Here is an 18,180-nt window from a genome sequence, read left to right as displayed (position 1 = left end):
ATGATGAAAGTGCAGTTTCACCGTTCAAGCTGGAGCAGCGATTGCTGACGGCTCTGCCGTTAGCGGGCGCAGCCACTAATCTGAGGATGTTTATTCCGGCAGACTCCAAGATCGCGACAATGACCGCTGATGAAATCATCGTCAGTACAGTTTTGGGACGCTCCTATCGGCTGACTAATTTCAACCGCACGATCAACCTGGGGGCTGCCGGTGCCGGTGGTACGGATAACGGCGCTGTCGTGGCAAACGGGTATGTAGCCCTGTACGTCATCTACAACCCCAGTACGGCTACCTCGGCATTGATGGCAGTCAACTCGACCGGTGTCGTCGCGCCACGCATCTACAGCAGCACCTCTATGCCTGCCGGTTATACAGCTTCGGCGCTGGTGAGCGTGTTGGCGACCAACGCCGCAGGTCAGATGCGTGTGGCGTATCAGTTGGGGCGTCAGATAACCATTGAAAACCGCTCGCTTTACAGCGCAACGGTTGGCAGTACTGTTATGACAGGCGTCAATATTGCCGGTCATATACCACCCAATGCCACCCACGTTGGCCTTTATATATCCTCGATGCAAAACCAGGTCGGGCTTGGTGTTGGTATTTCTGTTGCACCGCTGGCCAGTGTTGCATTCCAGGTCGCCACGGCATCGGCTGCTGTATCGAACCAGGTTTCCTACTCAAATACCTCGGTGATGATGCCGCTGCTGGTTCCGCAAACCATCTACGTAACTTTCGCCAACACCAATTCCGGCGCATTCAACATTGTCTCCGGCAGCTACTACATCTGAGAGGTCAGCCAAATGTCTGTTATCCACGTGCAGTTTTCCGATGAAAAAGAAACCACTATCCAGTCGATATTTTCATGCCCTCAGGACCCTGTCGTCTGGCCCGCACAAGGAAAGGTTGCCGACACCGACTCCCGATATCTCGCGTTCCTCGAACGCTGCCCCGGGATCGGTGTTCTGACGCCTTTACCTGAACAATGAACAGCGCAGAAAACAACACCTCTGCGTCGTGCCCCGCAAAGGATGCGCCAATGTTGCTTAATACTTTGACCCTGCAGGCCATCCTGCCCAACGCTCGCTCTCAAGCGGGCGTTTTTGTTTCTGTGCTCAACGCCGCCATGGCCCGGCGTCACATCGACAGCCCCAAACGCATCGCCGCGTTCCTCGCGCAGGTCGGCCATGAATCGGGGCAATTGCAGTACGTGCGCGAGTTGGGCAACAACCAATACCTGAGCAAATATGACACCGGCACGCTGGCCTTGCGTCTGGGCAACACCCCCGAAGCTGACGGCGATGGGCAAAGGTACCGTGGTCGCGGACTGATCCAGATCACCGGGCGCAGCAACTACCGCCAATGCAGCCTCGGACTGTTCGGCGATGAGCGCTTGCTGTCGTTGCCCGAATTGCTCGAGCAACCGCAATGGGCAGCCGAATCCGCGGCGTGGTTCTGGGAACTGAACGGCCTGAACGAACTGGCCGATCGCGATCAGTTCAACAGCATCACTCGCCGAATCAACGGCGGGTTGAATGGCCTGCAGGATCGCCTCGACATCTGGGCGCGGGCGAGGGCGGTGCTATGCCAATCCCCTGGCGAATGATCGGCGTTCTGTTGCTGGCCGCTGGCGCGTTTGCTGCGGCCTGGCAATTTCAGGACTGGCGTTACGGGCGACAATTGGCCGAGCAGGCGCGATTAAACACTGAGACCCTCAATCAACTGACGTTGACGGCTGCCACCGCGCAGCAGGCCGAGCAGGATAAACGTCTGACCCTCGAGCAACGCCTCGCGGCCAGTGAACAAACCCACTATCGAGCACTCAGCGATGCCCAACGTGATCAGGATCGCCTGCGCGATCGTCTTGCCACTGCTGATGTGCGCCTGTCAGTCCTTCTCGACGCCAGCGACGTTGCCAAAGGCTGCAACCTGCCAGCCGCCGCCAGCGCCGGCGGCGTGGATCATGCAACCGTACGCGCCCGACTTGACCCGGCGCATGCTCAACGAATTATCGCCATCACCGACACAGGCGACCGCGGACTGATTGCCTTGCAGGCGTGTCAGGCCTATGTCAGAGCGCTGGCGCCCGCACATTTTGAATGAGTCTGTGTATTGAAAGCGCAACCGGCTCGTGTACGGTGGTAGGCATTCCACCCGATCCGGAGCACGCCGTGAAAGACCTCACTCAACTGGCTGCCGAACTTGGCCGACGCCTGCAATTGCTCAACGCCCACGTCACCACCGCCGAGTCCTGCACCGGTGGCGGTATTGCCGAAGCGATCACCCGCATTCCGGGGAGTTCGGCATGGTTCGAGGCCGGCTACGTGACGTACTCCAACCGACAGAAAACCCAGCAACTGAATGTGCCCGCCGAATTGTTCGGTACGGTGGGCGCGGTCAGTCGCGAAGTAGTCGAGGCGATGGTGCGCGGCGCACAGAAACACAGCCGGGCGCGGTTTGCCGTGGCGGTCAGCGGGATTGCCGGCCCTGACGGCGGCTCGCCGAACAAACCGGTGGGTACCGTATGGCTGGCCTTTGGTGTCGGCGATGCGCTGAGCAGCGAAGTTCAGCACTTCCCCGGCAACCGCGACGAGGTCCGCCGACAAACGGTGAAGGCCGCGCTAGAGGGGCTCCTGCGACTAGCGGCACGAGAAATCGAAAATCAGGGGTAGGCGATCCGCGAACGCTGTGGAATAATACTGGCTACTTATACAGGTGTTGGCCGTCAGGCCTTATTGATTACGTGAGGACTTTAATGGACGACAACAAGAAGAAAGCCTTGGCTGCGGCCCTGGGTCAGATCGAACGTCAATTCGGCAAGGGTGCCGTAATGCGTATGGGCGATCAGGACCGTCAGGCGATCCCGGCCATTTCCACTGGCTCTCTGGGTCTGGACATCGCACTCGGCATCGGCGGTCTGCCAAAAGGCCGTATCGTTGAAATCTACGGTCCTGAATCTTCCGGTAAAACCACACTGACGCTGTCCGTGATCGCCCAGGCGCAAAAAGCCGGCGCGACCTGCGCATTCGTCGACGCCGAACACGCCCTCGACCCTGAGTACGCCGGCAAGCTGGGCGTCAATGTCGACGACCTGCTGGTGTCCCAGCCGGACACCGGCGAACAGGCCCTGGAAATCACCGACATGCTGGTGCGCTCCAACGCCGTTGACGTGATCATCGTCGACTCCGTGGCAGCCCTGGTACCGAAGGCTGAAATCGAAGGCGAAATGGGCGACATGCACGTGGGCCTGCAAGCCCGCCTGATGTCCCAGGCGCTGCGTAAAATCACCGGTAACATCAAGAACGCCAACTGCCTGGTGATCTTCATCAACCAGATCCGCATGAAGATCGGCGTGATGTTCGGCAGCCCGGAAACCACTACCGGTGGTAACGCGCTGAAGTTCTATGCCTCGGTTCGTCTCGACATCCGCCGTACCGGCGCGGTGAAGGAAGGCGACGAAGTGGTCGGCAGCGAAACCCGCGTCAAGGTTGTGAAGAACAAGGTCGCTTCGCCGTTCCGTCAGGCCGAGTTCCAGATTCTCTACGGCAAGGGCATCTACCTCAACGGCGAGATGATCGACCTGGGTGTGCTGCACGGTTTCGTCGAGAAGTCCGGTGCATGGTATGCGTATGAAGGCACCAAGATCGGTCAGGGCAAGGCCAACTCGGCCAAGTTCCTGGCGGACAACCCGGAAGTCGCCGCCAAGCTCGAGAAGCAACTGCGTGACAAACTGCTGTCGCCAGCCGTGATCGCCGATTCCAAGGCCTCTGCAGTCAAAGAGACTGAAGACGACCTGGCTGACGCTGATATCTGATTGCAGCGATGACCACCGCCGTACTTGATACGCTCGTCGCGGTGCGGCGAACCGCCATGGACCTGCTCGCACGTCGCGAGCATGGTCGAGTCGAGTTGACGCGCAAACTGCGCCAGCGCGGCGCTGAGGCGCAGATGATCGAGACAGCCCTCGACCGTTTGACGGAAGAGGGACTGCTGTCCGAAGCCCGTTACCTTGAAAGCTTTGTTTCCTACCGTGCCCGTTCCGGCTATGGCCCTCTGCGAATTCGTGAAGAGTTGAGCCAGCGTGGCTTGCAACGTGCCGATATCGAAGTCGCCCTGCGCGAGAGCGGTATCAGTTGGCAGGAGCAACTTCAGGAAACGTGGCAGCGAAAGTTCTCCGGGCAGCTACCCAACGATGCCAAGGAACGGGCCAGACAGGGCCGTTTTCTCGCTTATCGGGGGTTCTCGATGGAGATGATCAACCGCTTGTTCAGCGGCAGGCACATGGACGATTAACACGGTTAAATAAAAAGCGGCCCGCTATGGAAATAGCGGGCCGCTTTTTTTTTGCCTTCAAATAACCTTCGACGGTTCGCGACTGCGTTGCGCGATTTGTGGTGCGGACTGTGCCCAGTTTTCCGGCAGGTTGATGTAGTCCACCAACGCCCGCAAACGTCCGTGATTGCGGGCATTGAAGGCGAAGGCAAGCCGCACCAGATGACTGAACTGTGCTTCATCGTGTTCTTCGCCGCTGTAGGCGTGTTGATGAAACTGGTCGCTCAGGCACAAATCGGCGAAGGCTGACTGCATGTGCTCAAGCGCCTGATCGCTGAGCTTGTGATTCATGCGAATCACGAACTGACGCTTGAGCCAGCGGCTGGAGTGGAAGTTGCTGTAAAACTGATTGATCTCTTCTACTGCTTCTTCGACGCTGTAGACCAGACGCATCAGCTTCATGTCGGTGGGCAGGATGTAGTGGTTGTCCTCCAGTTGCTGGCGGATAAAGTCCATCGCGCCCTGCCAGAACGTGCCGCCCGGTGTGTCCAGCAAGACCACCGGGACCAGCGGGCTCTTGCCTGTCTGGATCAGTGTCAGTACTTCCAGTGCTTCATCCAGCGTGCCGAAGCCACCCGGGCACAGCACCAGCGCGTCGGCTTCCTTGACGAAAAACAGCTTGCGGGTGAAGAAAAAGTGGAACGGCAGCAGATTGTCGGTGCCGTTGACGGTGGGGTTGGCATGCTGCTCGAAGGGCAGGGTGATGTTGAAACCGAGGCTGTGATCACGGCCGGCCCCTTCATGCGCGGCCGCCATGATGCCGCCCCCGGCCCCGGTGATGACCATCATGTTCGAGCGAACCAGGGCGGCGCCGAGTTCTCGTGCCATGGCGTACAGGGGATGTTCGACTGGCGTGCGCGCCGAGCCGAACACCGTGACTTTGCGTCGTCCCTTGAACTGTTCCATCACCCGAAACGCCTGCTCCAGTTCACGCAGGGCTTGCAGGGTGATTTTGGCGTTCCAGCGGTTGTGGTCTTCCTGGGCCATGCGTAGCACGGTCAGGATCATGTCGCGGTAGATGGGAATGTTCGGGCTGTTGGGGGAAACACGGTTGAGTTGTTCTTCGACCTTGCTGATGAGGTCGGGGCCGTTTTCCTGAAAATGACGACTGAGCAGGTCATTCGGTTGGTAAGGCATTCAACGTCTCCTTATGCACAGAGCGAGTGGCCCTGACATGCGGCGTCAGTGCCGCGCTGCAATAACACTTCCGATCGGCAGGTCCTTGGCCGCCGTTTGCACGTGATCGGGAATACTCTGAATCTAGACCCTTGCGAGCATTTGCGCTGACTTGATCATTGCGCCGCAACGTTGTGCCTGGCAACCGCTAATGGAGGTAGGGGCCGATCTCGTCACCGCTCGTCCGAACGTACGCCGGCGGCCAAACGCTCTGATTAACTAACTTAAAGGCGCCGTACGACAACTTTGCGTCACGACCGTACGCAAGGTGCACGCTATTCAAGGATTAGCGGTTGGCAAGGAGGCGGGACACATGGCCAGAGTGATTCTGGAGATTGATGCGCAGTTGTATCGGATGTTGAAGGCATCGGCCGAGGCCAATCAAATCAGTCTCGAAGAGGAGTGCTGCCGCAGACTGGCAGGCGGGGAGCGTCGTTCACGCTATTTACAGGCCTTGCTGGCCGAACTGCGCGCCGAGGATGAACAGCGGCGCGCCAATTCACGATGATTACTTCTTCTTCGCCGGGGCCGCTTTCGGGCAATCCGATTCCTGATAGCTCGCGGAGCCGATCGCCTTGTTGGTTTTCACTTCCGTGAAGTCGTAACGCATGATCGCGCCCTTGGCCATCAGTTTGCGGTACGACGGGTTGTTGCACACCGAGGCGCCCAACTGGAAATACACGGCTTTGGGGTCGGCGCGCATTTTGTCGGCGTGGCTTTGTTGCACGCTCAGGTGGTTGATCAGTTGCGTGCCTTCGACGGTGTAGCCTTGATCGAGAATGTCTTCGTTGATGGCCCGTGGCGTGCCGACGCTGCTTTGAGCGGCGACGTTGCGCAGCTCTCTGTTCAGATTCTGCTCACTCAAGGATGCCGCTTGAGCGGTGAAGGACGACGCCAGCAGAATGGCAGCGGTGGGAACGATTAGGCGCAGCATGAAACTCTCCTGATTCGGTGACTGGTGGTTCGACCAGCCAAGGGGCTGTGCGTTCAGTGGCGGCGAATTATAGGGGAGCCGGTCTGGACGGTACAGGCTTGTGCCCGTCGCTCTGGTAAACTGCCGGCCTTTATTGCCTTGCCGAGTGCTGTTCGTGTCGAGTTTTCCTGTCTGTCGGCGTTGCCTGCGATGAATCACGCCCCCAATGCCGTAGCCCGCCTGCGCGATCAGCGCGAGGATGAGGGCATCAAACCGATTCAGGCCCGTGGCTTTCGTTCCGAACGTTGCCGCGATTGTCGGGTGATCAGCAGCCATTGCCTGTGTGCCTGGCGGCCAAGTGTAGAAACGCGCTCTGGCGTGTGCCTGATCATGACCGGCAAGGAAGTGTTCAAACCGAGCAACACCGGTTGGCTGATTGCCGATGTGGTGCGGGACAACCATGCATTCATCTGGTCGCGCACCGAGCCCGACCCGCAGATGCTGGCGCTGCTCAACGACCCGCAATGGCAGCCGTATCTGGTGTTCCCCGGCGAGTACGTCGAACCGTCGCGGGTGACCAACGCCGTTGCCGCCGATAGTCATAAGCGCCCGCTGTTCATCTTGCTCGACGCAACGTGGACCGAAGCGCGCAAGATGTTTCGCAAGAGCCCGTATTTCGACCGTTTGCCGATCCTGAGCCTGCTGCCCGACAAACTGTCGCGTTACCGCTTGCGCCGTTCGACCCGCAGCGAGCATCTGTGCACCGCCGAAGTGGCAGCGTTGTGCCTGGAACTGGCGGGCGACAGCGACGCCGCCTCGGCGCTGGATGCCTATTTCGACGTGTTCAGCCAGCATTATCTGGGCGCCAAACAGCAACGGGACGTCAACGAGTCGACGCCGGCCCATGCCGAGTTGCGACCCTTTATACGAAAGCCGCAAGCGGTGTTGGCCCAATAGTGGCCCATACTGTACAGCGCAGGGGCGGTGCTGCTTGACCACCCGGTTAACGCTGGGCATGCTTGGCGCCGTTTAGGGTGCGGCCAAGGTTTGAAACGCCGTGTTTGCTGGTTATTGGCGTTGAACGTGCCCCTGTGGATACCGCTTTCAAGCGGCATCTTGAGTTGCTTGGGTCAGGCCGGAATGCACCGCGTCTGCCATCAAAAACAGGATCATTTGAAAAATGGCCACATACGACATCCTGATTGCCGATGATCACCCCCTGTTTCGTAGCGCACTGCATCAAGCGGTGACGCTGGGCCTCGGCCCGGATGTACGGCTGGTGGAAGTGGCGAGTATCGCCGAGCTGGAAGCGCGTCTGACCGAAAAGGCCGACTGGGATCTGGTCCTGCTGGACCTGAACATGCCCGGCGCCTACGGTTTCTCCGGCCTGGTGCTGCTGCGCGGGCAATACCCGCAGATTCCGGTGGTGATGGTGTCGGCGCAGGAAGAAGCCTCGGTCATGGTCAAGTCCCGCGAGTTCGGCGCCAGCGGCTTTATTCCCAAGTCCAGCGACCTGAGCGTGATTCAGGAAGCGGTGCGCAAAGTGCTCGACGGCGATGTGTTCTGGCCACCGCAGGCCTTCGAAGCGGTCAGCGTGTCCGACGAAGCCAAGGCTGCCAGCGATGGCCTCGCCAGCCTGACGCCGCAACAGTTCCGCGTGCTGACGATGGTCTGCGAAGGGTTGTTGAACAAGCAGATTGCCTACGAGCTGAGTGTGTCGGAAGCGACCATCAAGGCCCACGTGACAGCGATCTTTCGCAAGTTGAATGTGCGCACCCGGACTCAGGCGGCCTTGCTTCTGCAACAACTTGAGTCAATTTCGAGCTGATAAAGCGCGCGACTTCACGCTTTTTTGACTTTTGTTGAACTAGCTTTCCCACTCCTTTTTGGTTGGTTTTCACTTTATGTCACCTTTCAAGGGCCAGACTGGCCTGAAACGCATCCTCAACGCTTCCGGTTATTCGCTCGACGGTCTGCGCGCGGCCTTCACCGGTGAAGCGGCATTCCGCCAGTTGGTGCTGCTCAATGTGGTGTTGATCCCACTGACGTTTTTCCTGAATGTCAGCCGTGTCGAGCAGGCGGTGTTGATCGCTGTCTGCCTGCTGGCGCTGATCGTCGAGTTGCTGAACTCGGCAGTGGAAGCGGCCATCGACCGCATCTCGCTGGAATTGCACCCGCTGTCGAAGAACGCCAAGGACATGGGCAGCGCCGCACAATTCGTGGCACTGAGCATGATTGCCCTGGTGTGGGCAGTGATTCTGCTTTAAGCGATATTTGGCAAGACGATCTCGTCGCTGCGCTGCACCCCGGCGGTGAAAGCGCGGCACAGTTCGAGAAACTCGCGCATGGCGGAAGTCTGGTATTTCTGCTTGTGCCAGATGAAGTAGAACTGCCGGGCCAGGTCCAGGTCCGGTGTCTCCACCGGCACCAGACTGCCGCGCCGAAATGCATCGCGCAGTGCCAGCCGCGAGATGCAGCCAATCCCCAGCCCCGATTCCACCGCGCGTTTGATCGCTTCGGTGTGTTCCAGCTCCAACCGGATATTCAGCGCACTGCGATGATGACGCATGGCCTGATCGAAGGTCAGCCGCGTGCCGGAACCCTGTTCCCGCAGAATCCACGCCTCGTGGGTCAATTCTTCCATGGTTGCACTGCCGCGTTTGGCCAGCGGGTGTTGCGGCGCGCAGAACACCACCAGCTCATCCTCGACCCAACTCTGCACTTCGATGTCCGGGTGGCTGCAATCGCCTTCGATTAGACCCAGATCAATTTCGTAATGGGCGACTTGTTGCACGATATTGGCAGTGTTCTGTACGTGCAGCTTCACCTGGCTTTCCGGGTGGCGCTGCATGAAACCGCCGATCAGCAGGGTTGCCAGGTAATTGCCGATGGTCAGCGTCGCCCCCACCGACAGCGAACCGAACCCGGATTTGCCGTTGAGCAGGTCTTCGATTTCCTTGGCCTGATCGAGCAGGGCCACCGCTTGCGGCAACAGTTGTTTGCCAAGGGCGTTGAGGCTCAGGCGTTTACCCGCGCGATCGAACAGCTGGCAGCTGGACTGGCGCTCCAGTTCGGTGATCGAGGTGCTGGCAGCCGATTGCGAGAGGTTGAGCAGACCCGCAGCACGGGATACGCTTTCCTGCTGGGCGACGGCGACGAAGACTTGCAGTTGACGGAGAGTAAATCGCATATCTATATAACCGATAACCCTTATCTTAATAATCCAGTTAACAGATATTGTCGTCGCTATTAGAATGCGATGCAATTGCGCACCGTCGGCCGTTTCCAGGCAAGCGCAGACCCAATATCCAGGAGTCCCACGTACATGAGCAACATGAACCACGAGCGTGTCCTCAGTGTTCATCACTGGAACGACACTCTGTTCAGCTTCAAGTGCACCCGCGATCCGGGCCTGCGCTTCGAGAACGGTCAGTTCGTGATGATCGGCCTGCAACAGCCCAACGGCCGCCCGCTTATGCGCGCTTACTCGATTGCCAGCCCGAACTGGGAAGAGCATCTCGAGTTCTTCAGCATCAAAGTGCCTGACGGTCCGCTGACTTCGCAACTGCAGCACCTGAAGGAAGGCGACGAGATCATCATCTCGAAAAAGCCTACCGGCACCTTGGTACTGGACGACCTGAATCCGGGCAAGCACCTGTATCTGCTGAGCACCGGTACCGGTCTGGCGCCGTTCATGAGCGTGATCCAGGACCCGGAAACCTACGAACGCTTTGAAAAAGTGATCCTGGTGCACGGTGTGCGTTACGTCAACGAAGTCGCCTACCGCGAATTCATCACCGAGCACCTGCCGCAGAACGAGTTCTTCGGCGAGGCGCTGCGTGACAAGCTGATCTACTACCCGACCGTGACCCGCGAGCCGTTCGAGAACCAGGGCCGTCTGACCGACCTGATGCGCAGCGGCAAGCTGTTCAGCGACATCGGTCTGCCACCGATCAACCCGCAGGACGACCGCGCGATGATCTGCGGCAGCCCGAGCATGCTCGACGAGACCAGCGAAGTGCTCGATAGCTTCGGCCTGAAGATCTCGGCGCGGATGCGCGAGCCGGGTGATTACCTGATCGAGCGTGCATTCGTCGAGAAGTAAGCCCCGCGCCCACAATTGGTGTTGTGGTGACACAGTAAAAGCCCGCGTTGCCTGAGAAGGCAGCGCGGGCTTTTTCGTTTCCGGGGATTACGCCTCGGCGGGGATCACTTCGAGCACGCGGATCTGCTCCGGTGTCGGGTAATGCCAGCGCACGTCCAGATCCCAGAATTGCGCGCCGTACTCGCGCTCGGGCAGCGGGGTTTGATACGCCGGGCGCGGATCCTGAGCCAGACACTGTTCAATCAGCTCAACCAACGGCTCGCCGAGGCGCTGAGCGTGCGTGTGCGCCTGTTGCAGCGCCGAATCCGTCCATTGCACGTCAATCAACTGTGGCGCGGCGCTGGCGATGCTGTTGGCGGCTTCGGAGATGATGTCGGCGTATGGCACGTAGGGTTTGATGTCGAGAACCGGCGTGCCATCAAGCAAGTCGATCCCGGAGATGAACAGGCGATTGGCTTCGACCTTGTCCAGTTTCACCACTGATTGGCCGATGCCGTTCGGTCGGTGCGTGGCGCGGGTGGCGAATACGCCCATGGATTTGTTGCCACCCAAGCGTGGCGGGCGCACTTTCAGGCGAGGTTTTTCTTCCAGTGCTTGATGAAACAGGAACAGCAGCCACACATGGCTGACCTGCTCCAGACCCTGCACGGCATCTCCCTGATCGAACGGCGCCACCAGTTCCAGCACACCACGGGCAGCGGGGGCCAGTTGCGGTTGGCGGGGGATGGCGAACTTCTCCTTGAAGCAGGAGCGCACGTAGCCGATGGGAGAGACGCTGTAAGTCATGGTTTGAATTCGAGGCGGGGCAGGGTGGGCATGATAACCCGTCCAACCTCAAGTCTGGTGGTGGCAGGGCTGGCCTATTCGCGAGCAAGCTCGCTCCCACAGGGATCTTGTGCACGCCATAGATCCAATGTGGGAGCGAGCTTGCTCGCGAAGGCCGCACCGCCGATGTCAGAGGCTGAACCCACCATCCAGCGGAATGATATTCCCGGTCATATAGGCGCCGGCCGTACTCGCCAGACTGATCGCCAATGCCGCCATCTCCTCCTCGCGCCCCCAACGTTTCATCGGGATCAGCGCCGTATCCTCGGCCAGCGCCTGCTCATCGTTGCCGATATGCCGGGTCATCTTGCTCGGAAACCGTCCCGGTGCAATCACGTTGACGTTGATGTGTTGGCTGACCAGCTCCCGGGCCAGAATCCGCGACAACTGATGCAGGGCGGCTTTACTCGGCCCGTAGGCATAAGCCTGCTCGCCAAAGGAGGAAATCCCCGCCACCGAACCGATATTGATAATCCGCGCCGGATTCGCTGCCGAACCGGCCTTGCGCAACAACGGCAGAAACTGCTGGATGCAACTGAACACTGATGTCACGTTGAGCTGCATGACCTTTTCCCAGCCCTTGACCGGGTAACTCTCCAGTGGCGCGCCCCAAGTGGTGCCGGCGTTGTTGACCAGAATATCCAGGTGAGTGATCTGCTCGCCCAGACGCGCGGCGAGTGCGTGCACGCCGTCTTCGCTGGCCAGATTCGCCGCCACGCCGTGACAAGTGCCCAAGGCACCGAGTTCTTCAGCGGTTTGATGGCAGGCTTCGGCGTCGCGGGAGCAGACGTAAACACGGGCGCCGGCCTCGACAAAAGCCTTGGCGATCATTTTGCCGATACCACGGGTGCCGCCGGTCACCAGAGCGGTGCGGCCTTGCAGGGAGAAGTACGGATGCATGGCGAGTCCTGAGGATTAGGGATCAGTACACCCTAGTCGTCAGCCACGAAAAGCGGAGCCACTATTTTTGCAGGGAATGGGGGGCCATGCGGCCAGCTTCGAGTTGCAAGCTGCAAGCGGCAAGTAAAAGCAGGGTGGCCACTTGCAGCTTGCAGCTTGGGGCTGCTTTTAAGCTCTGACGCGCAGCGTGAGCCCTTTGAGGAAATTGCGCAGCAACTGGTCGCCGCACGGACGGTAGTTGGTGTGGCCGACCTTGCGGAACAGCGCGCTCAGCTCAGGCTTGGACACCGGAAACTCGGCGGCCTTGAGGATCGCGTGCATGTCGTCTTCTTTCAGCTCGAAGGCCACACGCAGCTTTTTCAGGATGATGTTGTTGGTGACCGGGACTTCGATCGGCTGCGGCGGACGGCTTTCGTCCTTGCCACGCTTGAAGATCACCAGACCGTCGAGGAAGTGCGCGATGACTTCGTCCGGGCAACGCACGAAACCTTCTTCGTCTTCTTCTTTCTTGTCGAGCCAGGTCACCACGTCGGCAAGGGTGACGTCCATGCCGCCGAGTTTGATGATCTCGACCACTTTCTTGTCGCTGATGTCGAGCATGTAGCGCACGCTGCGCAGTACGTCGTTATGAACCATGTCGGTATTCCTGATAAGCGTTGTGGGCAGCACGCGGGCGTACTGCCGGAATGTGTGGCGGCAGCGGAAGCCTTAGAACTTCTCTTTGCCGGACAGATAGCGCCACTGGCCGACCGGGACTTTGCCGATCGAGACGCCGCCAATGCGGATGCGGCGGATGCCGATGACCTTCAGGCCCACCGCTTCGCAGAACTGGGCAATGATCCCCGGCTGCGGATTCTTCATGGCGAAGCGCAGGCGGTTTTCGTTCTGCCAGCTGGCCTTGACCGGCGGCAGCTCCTTGCCCTTGTGAGTCAGGCCGTGCTGCAAGCGGTTGAGGCCGTGGGCGACCATGTCACCTTCGACTTCGACCACGTATTCCTGCTCGATCTTGGCCGCATCGGCAGTGAGCTTGCGCAGGATCTTCCAGTCCTGGGTGAACACCAGCAGGCCGCTGGCCTTGGGCTGCAGGTCGGCGCTGGCGGTCAGGCGCAGGAAATGTCCGCGCAACGGGCGTTTGCCATAGCGGTGCTCCTCGCTGAGGGTCTCGGCGCTCAGCGATTGCATGGCGGTGTCGACATCCATACCCGCCGGCACGTTCAGCAGAATCGTCACCGGCTCCGGCGCGGTGGCCTTGGCGTCCTTGTCGAGCTCGACTTTCTGGTCGCCCACCTTGAATTGCGGCTCGTCGATGACTTCGCCGTCCACGGTGACCCAGCCGCCCTCGATGAACAGCTCGGCCTCGCGGCGGGAGCAACCCACCAGTTCGATGAGGCGTTTGGAGAGGCGAATCGGGTCAGTCATGACAGGGCCGTAACAAAAAAGGGGTGGGCATTGTACCTGTGTGGTGCCGGTTAAGTCCGGTTCCATTTACACGGTGTTCGTATTCCTTGTGGGAGCTGGCCATGGTGTGTCAGCCGTTACTGGAGCGCTGCTGGTTCTGCCGTAAACGCATATGCAACAACGGATACGGCTGGCCCATGCCATCGACTTCCGAGCGGCCGATCACTTCGAAGCCCTGCTTGAAGTAAAAGCCCAGCGCCTGGGGGTTCTGTTCGTTGACGTCGAGTTCATCGGCGTTCAGGTGTTGCATGGCGTAGGTGAGCAGTTTTTTGCCCAGGCCCTGGCCCCGATGGGCGGGATCAATGAACAGCATCTCGATCTTGCCCGCCGCGACCCCGGCGAACCCGGTGATGCGCTGCTGAGCGTCCTTGGTGCAGATCAGCATCACCGCATCGAGGTAGCGGGTCAGCACCAGATTGCGCAGCAGCTCGATGTAGCTGTCCGGCAGAAAATCATGGGTCGCGCGGACCGAGGCCTCCCAGACCCGGGTCAGTTCCTGATAATCGCTGAGTTTCGGCGTATGGATGACCGAATGCTGACGCATGCCCGTCTGCCTCTTCTAATGTGGATAAGCGGGAGTCCTTCCCCCAGCAAACGATAGCCGTAAAAAAGCCCCGCATCTCGTAAAAAAGAGCGGGGCCTTCTGTATTTGTTGCGGTGTCTGGCTGGCTATTTCTGTGGCCAGCAAGATCTCTCCCCCTCACCCCAACCCTCTCCCCCAGAGGGGGCGAGGGGGAAGGGAGCTGATCTTCATGCTGTTCAAAACCTGAGTTCAACTCGATATTTCAAGTCGCTGTCATTCTGAAGAGCACCTCGATCAGTCCCCTCTCCCTCTGGGAGAGGGCTAGGGTGAGGGGCTTTTGACGTTCAGATCAGATCTGCTCAGCCCACAAATCGTATTCGTCAGCATCAGTCACTTTGCACCAGACCTTGTCGCCCGGCTTGAGGTTGCTGCCGTTGTCGATGAACACGTTGCCGTCGATTTCCGGGGCGTCGAAGAAGCAGCGGCCCACTGCGCCTTGCTCGTCGACTTCGTCCACCAGCACTTCGATCTCGCGGCCGATGCGCATCTGCAGGCGTGCCGAGCTGATCGCTTGCTGGTGCGCCATGAAGCGCTCCCAACGATCCTGCTTGACGTCGTCCGGGACCACTTCCAGGTCCAGATCGTTGGCGGGTGCGCCGTCTACCGGCGAGTACTGGAAGCAGCCGACACGGTCGAGCTGGGCTTCGGTCAGCCAGTTCAACAGGTACTGGAAGTCTTCTTCGGTTTCGCCCGGGAAGCCGACGATGAAGGTCGAACGGATAATCAGGTCCGGGCAGATTTCGCGCCAGTTCTTGATCCGCGCCAGAGTCTTGTCTTCGAACGCCGGGCGTTTCATTGCCTTCAGCACTTTCGGGCTGGCGTGCTGGAACGGGATGTCCAGGTACGGCAGGATCTTGCCGGCGGCCATCAGCGGGATCAGCTCGTCAACGTGCGGGTACGGGTAAACGTAGTGCAGACGCACCCAGACGCCGAGGGTGCTCAGCGCTTCACAGAGTTCGGTCATGCGGGTTTTCACCGGCGCGCCATTCCAGAAACCGGTGCGGTATTTCACATCAACGCCGTAGGCGCTGGTGTCTTGCGAGATCACCAGCAGCTCTTTGACGCCGGACTTGACCAGACGCTGGGCTTCGTCGAGCACGTCGCCGACCGGACGGCTGACCAGTTTGCCGCGCATCGACGGGATGATGCAGAAGCTGCAGCTGTGGTTGCAGCCTTCGGAAATTTTCAGGTAGGCGTAGTGGCGCGGCGTCAGCTTGATGCCTTGCGGCGGCACCAGGTCGATCAGCGGGTTGTGATCCTGACGCGGCGGCACGACTTCGTGCACGGCATTGACCACTTGCTCGTACTGCTGCGGACCGGTCACGGCCAGCACGCTCGGGTGTACGTCGCGGATATTGCCTTCTTCCACGCCCATGCAACCGGTGACGATCACCTTGCCGTTTTCCTTGATCGCTTCACCGATCACTTCCAGCGATTCAGCCTTGGCCGAGTCGATGAAACCGCAGGTGTTGACCACCACGACATCGGCGTCCTGATAGGTGGACACCACGTCATAGCCTTCCATGCGCAGCTGGGTCAGGATGCGCTCGGAGTCGACCAGTGCTTTCGGGCAACCCAGAGATACGAAGCCAACCTTGGGATTGGCCGGCGCAGGAGTGGTGGACATGTCTAACCTCGGTGTTTTGTGACGTCGCTTGCCTGGTGTGGAAGCCGACGGATGGGCGCTTGAACGGCGCCTCTGATCAAAAAGTGCGCAATTCTAGCGGTGAGCAACGCACTTGACCAGCTTTATGCAGGGAAATACGACGAGTGCTGCGCTATGCTTCGCGCCGTTGAGCTTTACCAATTTTTTACAGTCAACAAAACGTCTGTAACAACGGGTAAAACAGCGCATGCTGCACCACAAAGCATAGTGCTTCATTCAAAGAAGCCGGTTCTGAGAAGTAGGAGTGTTGGATGGGTCAGGCAAGTAGTCAGGCGGCGGGCGCCGAGCATTCGGCTGCAAAACCGCTGAGCATGCTGGTCGCGGCAGTCGGGGTGGTTTACGGCGACATCGGCACGAGCCCGTTGTACACCCTCAAAGAGGTGTTCGCCGGTCATTATGGGGTGCCGGTCAATCACGACGGAGTCTTCGGGATTCTGGCGTTGATTTTCTGGTCGCTGATCTGGGTAGTCACGATCAAGTACGTGTTGTTCGTACTGCGCGCCGACAACCAGGGTGAAGGCGGGATCATGGCACTGACTGCCCTGGCGCGACGTGCATCGGGCCGCTACCCGAAATTGCAGGCGGTGCTGGTGATTCTGGGGTTGATCGGTGCCGCGCTGTTTTACGGCGACAGCATGATTACCCCGGCCATTTCCGTGTTGTCGGCGGTCGAGGGGCTGGAATTGGCGTTTGATGGTCTGGAGCGCTGGGTGGTGCCGATGGCACTGGTGGTGCTGGTCGGGTTGTTTCTGATCCAGAAGCATGGCACCGATCGCATCGGCAAGCTGTTTGGTCCGGTGATGGTGGCGTGGTTTCTGGTGCTGGGCGGTCTGGGTGTCAGCGGGATCGTCAGACACCCTGAAGTGCTGAATGCGCTGAACCCGATCTGGGGTGTGCGGTTCTTCATAGTGCATCCGGGCATGGGAGTGGCGATTCTCGGCGCGGTGGTGCTGGCATTGACCGGCGCCGAAGCGTTGTACGCCGACATGGGCCACTTCGGTCGCAAGCCGATTGCCCGCGCCTGGCTGGCGCTGGTGTTGCCGGCGCTGGTGCTGAACTACTTCGGCCAGGGCGCCTTGCTGCTGGAAAACCCGGAAGCGGCGCGTAACCCGTTCTACCTGCTGGCGCCGAACTGGGCGCTGGTGCCGTTGGTGGTGCTGGCCACCCTGGCCACGGTGATCGCTTCGCAAGCGGTGATTTCCGGTGCGTTCTCGCTGACCCGCCAGGCGATTCAACTCGGCTACATCCCGCGCATGCACATTCAGCACACCTCCAGTGCCGAACAGGGGCAGATCTACATCGGTGCGGTGAACTGGGCGCTGATGGTCGGCGTGATCCTGCTGGTGATCGGTTTCGAATCCTCCGGCGCACTTGCGTCTGCCTACGGTGTGGCGGTGACCGGCACCATGCTGATCACCAGCATTCTGGTGGCGGCGGTGATCCTGCTGCTGTGGAAATGGCCACCGCTGCTGGCCGTGCCGATTCTGCTCGGCTTCCTGCTGGTCGATGGCATGTTCTTCGCGGCCAACGTGCCGAAGATCATTCAGGGCGGTGCGTTCCCGGTACTCGCGGGGATCGTGCTGTTCGTCCTGATGACCACCTGGAAACGCGGCAAGGAACTGCTGGTCGATCGTCTCGACGAAGGCGCGCTGCCGCTGCCGATCTTCATCAGCAGCATCCGCGTGCAACCGCCGCACCGCGTGCAGGGCACTGCGGTGTTCCTCACCGCACGCTCCGACGCCGTGCCGCACGCACTGTTGCACAACCTGCTGCATAACCAGGTGCTGCACGAGCAAGTGGTGCTGTTGACGGTGGTCTACGAAGACATCCCGCGTGTGCCGCCATCGCGTCGCTTCGAAGTCGAGGCCCACGGCGAAGGCTTCTTCCGGGTGATCCTGCACTTCGGCTTCACCGATGAGCCGGACGTGCCGCTGGCACTGAAGTTGTGCCATCTGGATGACCTGGACTTCAGCCCGATGCGCACCACCTACTTCCTCAGCCGCGAAACGGTGATCGCCTCGAAACTCGAAGGCATGGCCCGTTGGCGTGAAGCGCTGTTTGCGTTCATGTTGAAGAATGCCAATGGCAACTTGCGCTTCTTCAATCTGCCGTTGAACCGGGTGATTGAACTGGGGACGCAGGTCGAGATGTAGCTCTGCATCTACTGATAGCCCCCGTCAGCCTTGTGGCTGGCGGGGGCTTTTTTGTGGCTTTGTATAAACCCC

At 59.7% G+C, this 18,180-nt stretch carries 20 protein-coding genes; 11 read left to right on the top strand and 9 right to left on the bottom strand.

Features of this window, described 5'->3' with window-relative positions; all coding sequences use genetic code 11:
- The first annotated feature begins 1,036 nt into the window (after positions 1-1,036).
- From K5Y35_RS01525 to recX, 5 genes are all read left to right on the top strand, one after another.
- Complete coding sequence (locus K5Y35_RS01525) at positions 1,037-1,603, top strand: glycoside hydrolase family 19 protein (RefSeq protein ID WP_222833548.1); 567 nt, start codon at positions 1,037-1,039, stop codon at positions 1,601-1,603.
- On the top strand, positions 1,582-2,100 hold the full coding sequence (locus K5Y35_RS01520; protein WP_222833547.1) for a lysis system i-spanin subunit Rz: 519 nt from the start codon (positions 1,582-1,584) through the stop codon (positions 2,098-2,100). The genes K5Y35_RS01525 and K5Y35_RS01520 overlap by 22 nt, the downstream gene beginning before the upstream one ends.
- 68 nt (positions 2,101-2,168) lie before the next feature.
- On the top strand, positions 2,169-2,669 hold the full coding sequence (locus K5Y35_RS01515) for a CinA family protein (RefSeq protein WP_123465177.1): 501 nt from the start codon (positions 2,169-2,171) through the stop codon (positions 2,667-2,669).
- A gap of 83 nt (positions 2,670-2,752) precedes the next feature.
- On the top strand, positions 2,753-3,811 hold the full coding sequence (gene recA / locus K5Y35_RS01510; RefSeq protein WP_003222269.1) for a recombinase RecA: 1,059 nt from the start codon (positions 2,753-2,755) through the stop codon (positions 3,809-3,811).
- Positions 3,812-3,819: 8 nt separating this feature from the next.
- Complete coding sequence (gene recX / locus K5Y35_RS01505) at positions 3,820-4,290, top strand: recombination regulator RecX (RefSeq protein WP_123465179.1); 471 nt, start codon at positions 3,820-3,822, stop codon at positions 4,288-4,290.
- Between the two features lie 57 nt (positions 4,291-4,347).
- On the opposite strand, the gene K5Y35_RS01500 is transcribed toward recX, so the two are convergent.
- Positions 4,348-5,466 carry a TIGR00730 family Rossman fold protein gene (locus K5Y35_RS01500; RefSeq protein WP_123465181.1) on the bottom strand — a complete coding sequence of 373 codons (1,119 nt, stop codon included), beginning with the start codon at positions 5,464-5,466 and terminating at the stop codon, positions 4,348-4,350.
- Between the two features lie 352 nt (positions 5,467-5,818).
- Between K5Y35_RS01500 and K5Y35_RS01495 the strand changes: the two genes are divergently transcribed.
- Positions 5,819-6,013: a hypothetical protein gene (locus K5Y35_RS01495; protein WP_123465183.1), complete on the top strand. Its 195-nt coding sequence runs from the start codon at positions 5,819-5,821 to the stop codon at positions 6,011-6,013.
- Here the strand turns inward: K5Y35_RS01495 and K5Y35_RS01490 are convergent, their stop codons facing one another.
- Positions 6,014-6,439, bottom strand: a complete 426-nt coding sequence (locus K5Y35_RS01490) for a PA3611 family quorum-sensing-regulated virulence factor (RefSeq protein WP_123465185.1) — start codon at positions 6,437-6,439, stop codon at positions 6,014-6,016.
- A gap of 189 nt (positions 6,440-6,628) precedes the next feature.
- On the opposite strand from K5Y35_RS01490, the gene K5Y35_RS01485 reads away from it, so the two are divergent.
- The 3 genes from K5Y35_RS01485 (at position 6,629) to K5Y35_RS01475 (ending at position 8,685) form a co-directional block, all read left to right on the top strand.
- Positions 6,629-7,375 carry a tRNA-uridine aminocarboxypropyltransferase gene (locus K5Y35_RS01485; protein WP_123465187.1) on the top strand — a complete coding sequence of 249 codons (747 nt, stop codon included), beginning with the start codon at positions 6,629-6,631 and terminating at the stop codon, positions 7,373-7,375.
- A 223-nt stretch (positions 7,376-7,598) separates the two neighbouring features.
- Entirely contained in the window at positions 7,599-8,246 is a 648-nt protein-coding gene (gene erdR / locus K5Y35_RS01480; RefSeq protein WP_123465189.1) for a response regulator transcription factor ErdR, read from the top strand.
- A gap of 76 nt (positions 8,247-8,322) precedes the next feature.
- On the top strand, positions 8,323-8,685 hold the full coding sequence (locus K5Y35_RS01475; RefSeq protein WP_042607041.1) for a diacylglycerol kinase: 363 nt from the start codon (positions 8,323-8,325) through the stop codon (positions 8,683-8,685).
- Here K5Y35_RS01475 and K5Y35_RS01470 read toward each other — a convergent pair.
- Positions 8,682-9,608, bottom strand: coding sequence for a LysR family transcriptional regulator (locus K5Y35_RS01470; protein WP_186745204.1), 927 nt, complete (start codon positions 9,606-9,608; stop codon positions 8,682-8,684). The genes K5Y35_RS01475 and K5Y35_RS01470 overlap by 4 nt on opposite strands.
- A 135-nt stretch (positions 9,609-9,743) precedes the next feature.
- Here K5Y35_RS01470 and fpr point away from each other — a divergent pair, with 135 nt between their 5' ends.
- Entirely contained in the window at positions 9,744-10,523 is a 780-nt protein-coding gene (fpr, locus tag K5Y35_RS01465) for a ferredoxin-NADP reductase (protein ID WP_003222277.1), read from the top strand.
- 87 nt (positions 10,524-10,610) lie between these two features.
- On the opposite strand, the gene tsaA is transcribed toward fpr, so the two are convergent.
- From tsaA to rimO, 6 genes are all read right to left on the bottom strand, one after another.
- Complete coding sequence (gene tsaA, locus K5Y35_RS01460; protein WP_222833546.1) at positions 10,611-11,309, bottom strand: tRNA (N6-threonylcarbamoyladenosine(37)-N6)-methyltransferase TrmO; 699 nt, start codon at positions 11,307-11,309, stop codon at positions 10,611-10,613.
- 168 nt (positions 11,310-11,477) lie between these two features.
- Positions 11,478-12,248, bottom strand: coding sequence for an SDR family oxidoreductase (locus tag K5Y35_RS01455; RefSeq protein WP_128613565.1), 771 nt, complete (start codon positions 12,246-12,248; stop codon positions 11,478-11,480).
- 168 nt (positions 12,249-12,416) lie between these two features.
- Positions 12,417-12,884 (bottom strand): DUF1456 family protein, encoded by a 468-nt coding sequence (locus K5Y35_RS01450; RefSeq protein ID WP_123465197.1) that lies wholly within the window; start codon positions 12,882-12,884, stop codon positions 12,417-12,419.
- A 72-nt stretch (positions 12,885-12,956) separates the two neighbouring features.
- On the bottom strand, positions 12,957-13,667 hold the full coding sequence (locus K5Y35_RS01445; RefSeq protein ID WP_128613564.1) for an rRNA pseudouridine synthase: 711 nt from the start codon (positions 13,665-13,667) through the stop codon (positions 12,957-12,959).
- A gap of 109 nt (positions 13,668-13,776) precedes the next feature.
- Positions 13,777-14,250, bottom strand: coding sequence for a GNAT family N-acetyltransferase (locus K5Y35_RS01440; RefSeq protein WP_123465201.1), 474 nt, complete (start codon positions 14,248-14,250; stop codon positions 13,777-13,779).
- 328 nt (positions 14,251-14,578) lie between these two features.
- Positions 14,579-15,916 carry a 30S ribosomal protein S12 methylthiotransferase RimO gene (gene rimO, locus K5Y35_RS01435; protein WP_003222282.1) on the bottom strand — a complete coding sequence of 446 codons (1,338 nt, stop codon included), beginning with the start codon at positions 15,914-15,916 and terminating at the stop codon, positions 14,579-14,581.
- Between the two features lie 350 nt (positions 15,917-16,266).
- Here rimO and K5Y35_RS01430 point away from each other — a divergent pair, with 350 nt between their 5' ends.
- Entirely contained in the window at positions 16,267-18,108 is a 1,842-nt protein-coding gene (locus K5Y35_RS01430; protein WP_410055917.1) for a potassium transporter Kup, read from the top strand.
- Positions 18,109-18,180 lie beyond the last annotated feature (72 nt).

The sequence above is a fragment of the Pseudomonas sp. SC3(2021) genome (assembly GCF_019856535.1).
GTDB classification, from domain to species: Bacteria; Pseudomonadota; Gammaproteobacteria; order Pseudomonadales; family Pseudomonadaceae; genus Aquipseudomonas; species Aquipseudomonas monsensis.
The sequence above is the reverse complement of the archived record's forward strand: the minus strand, read 5'-3'. Positions and strand labels throughout refer to the sequence as shown.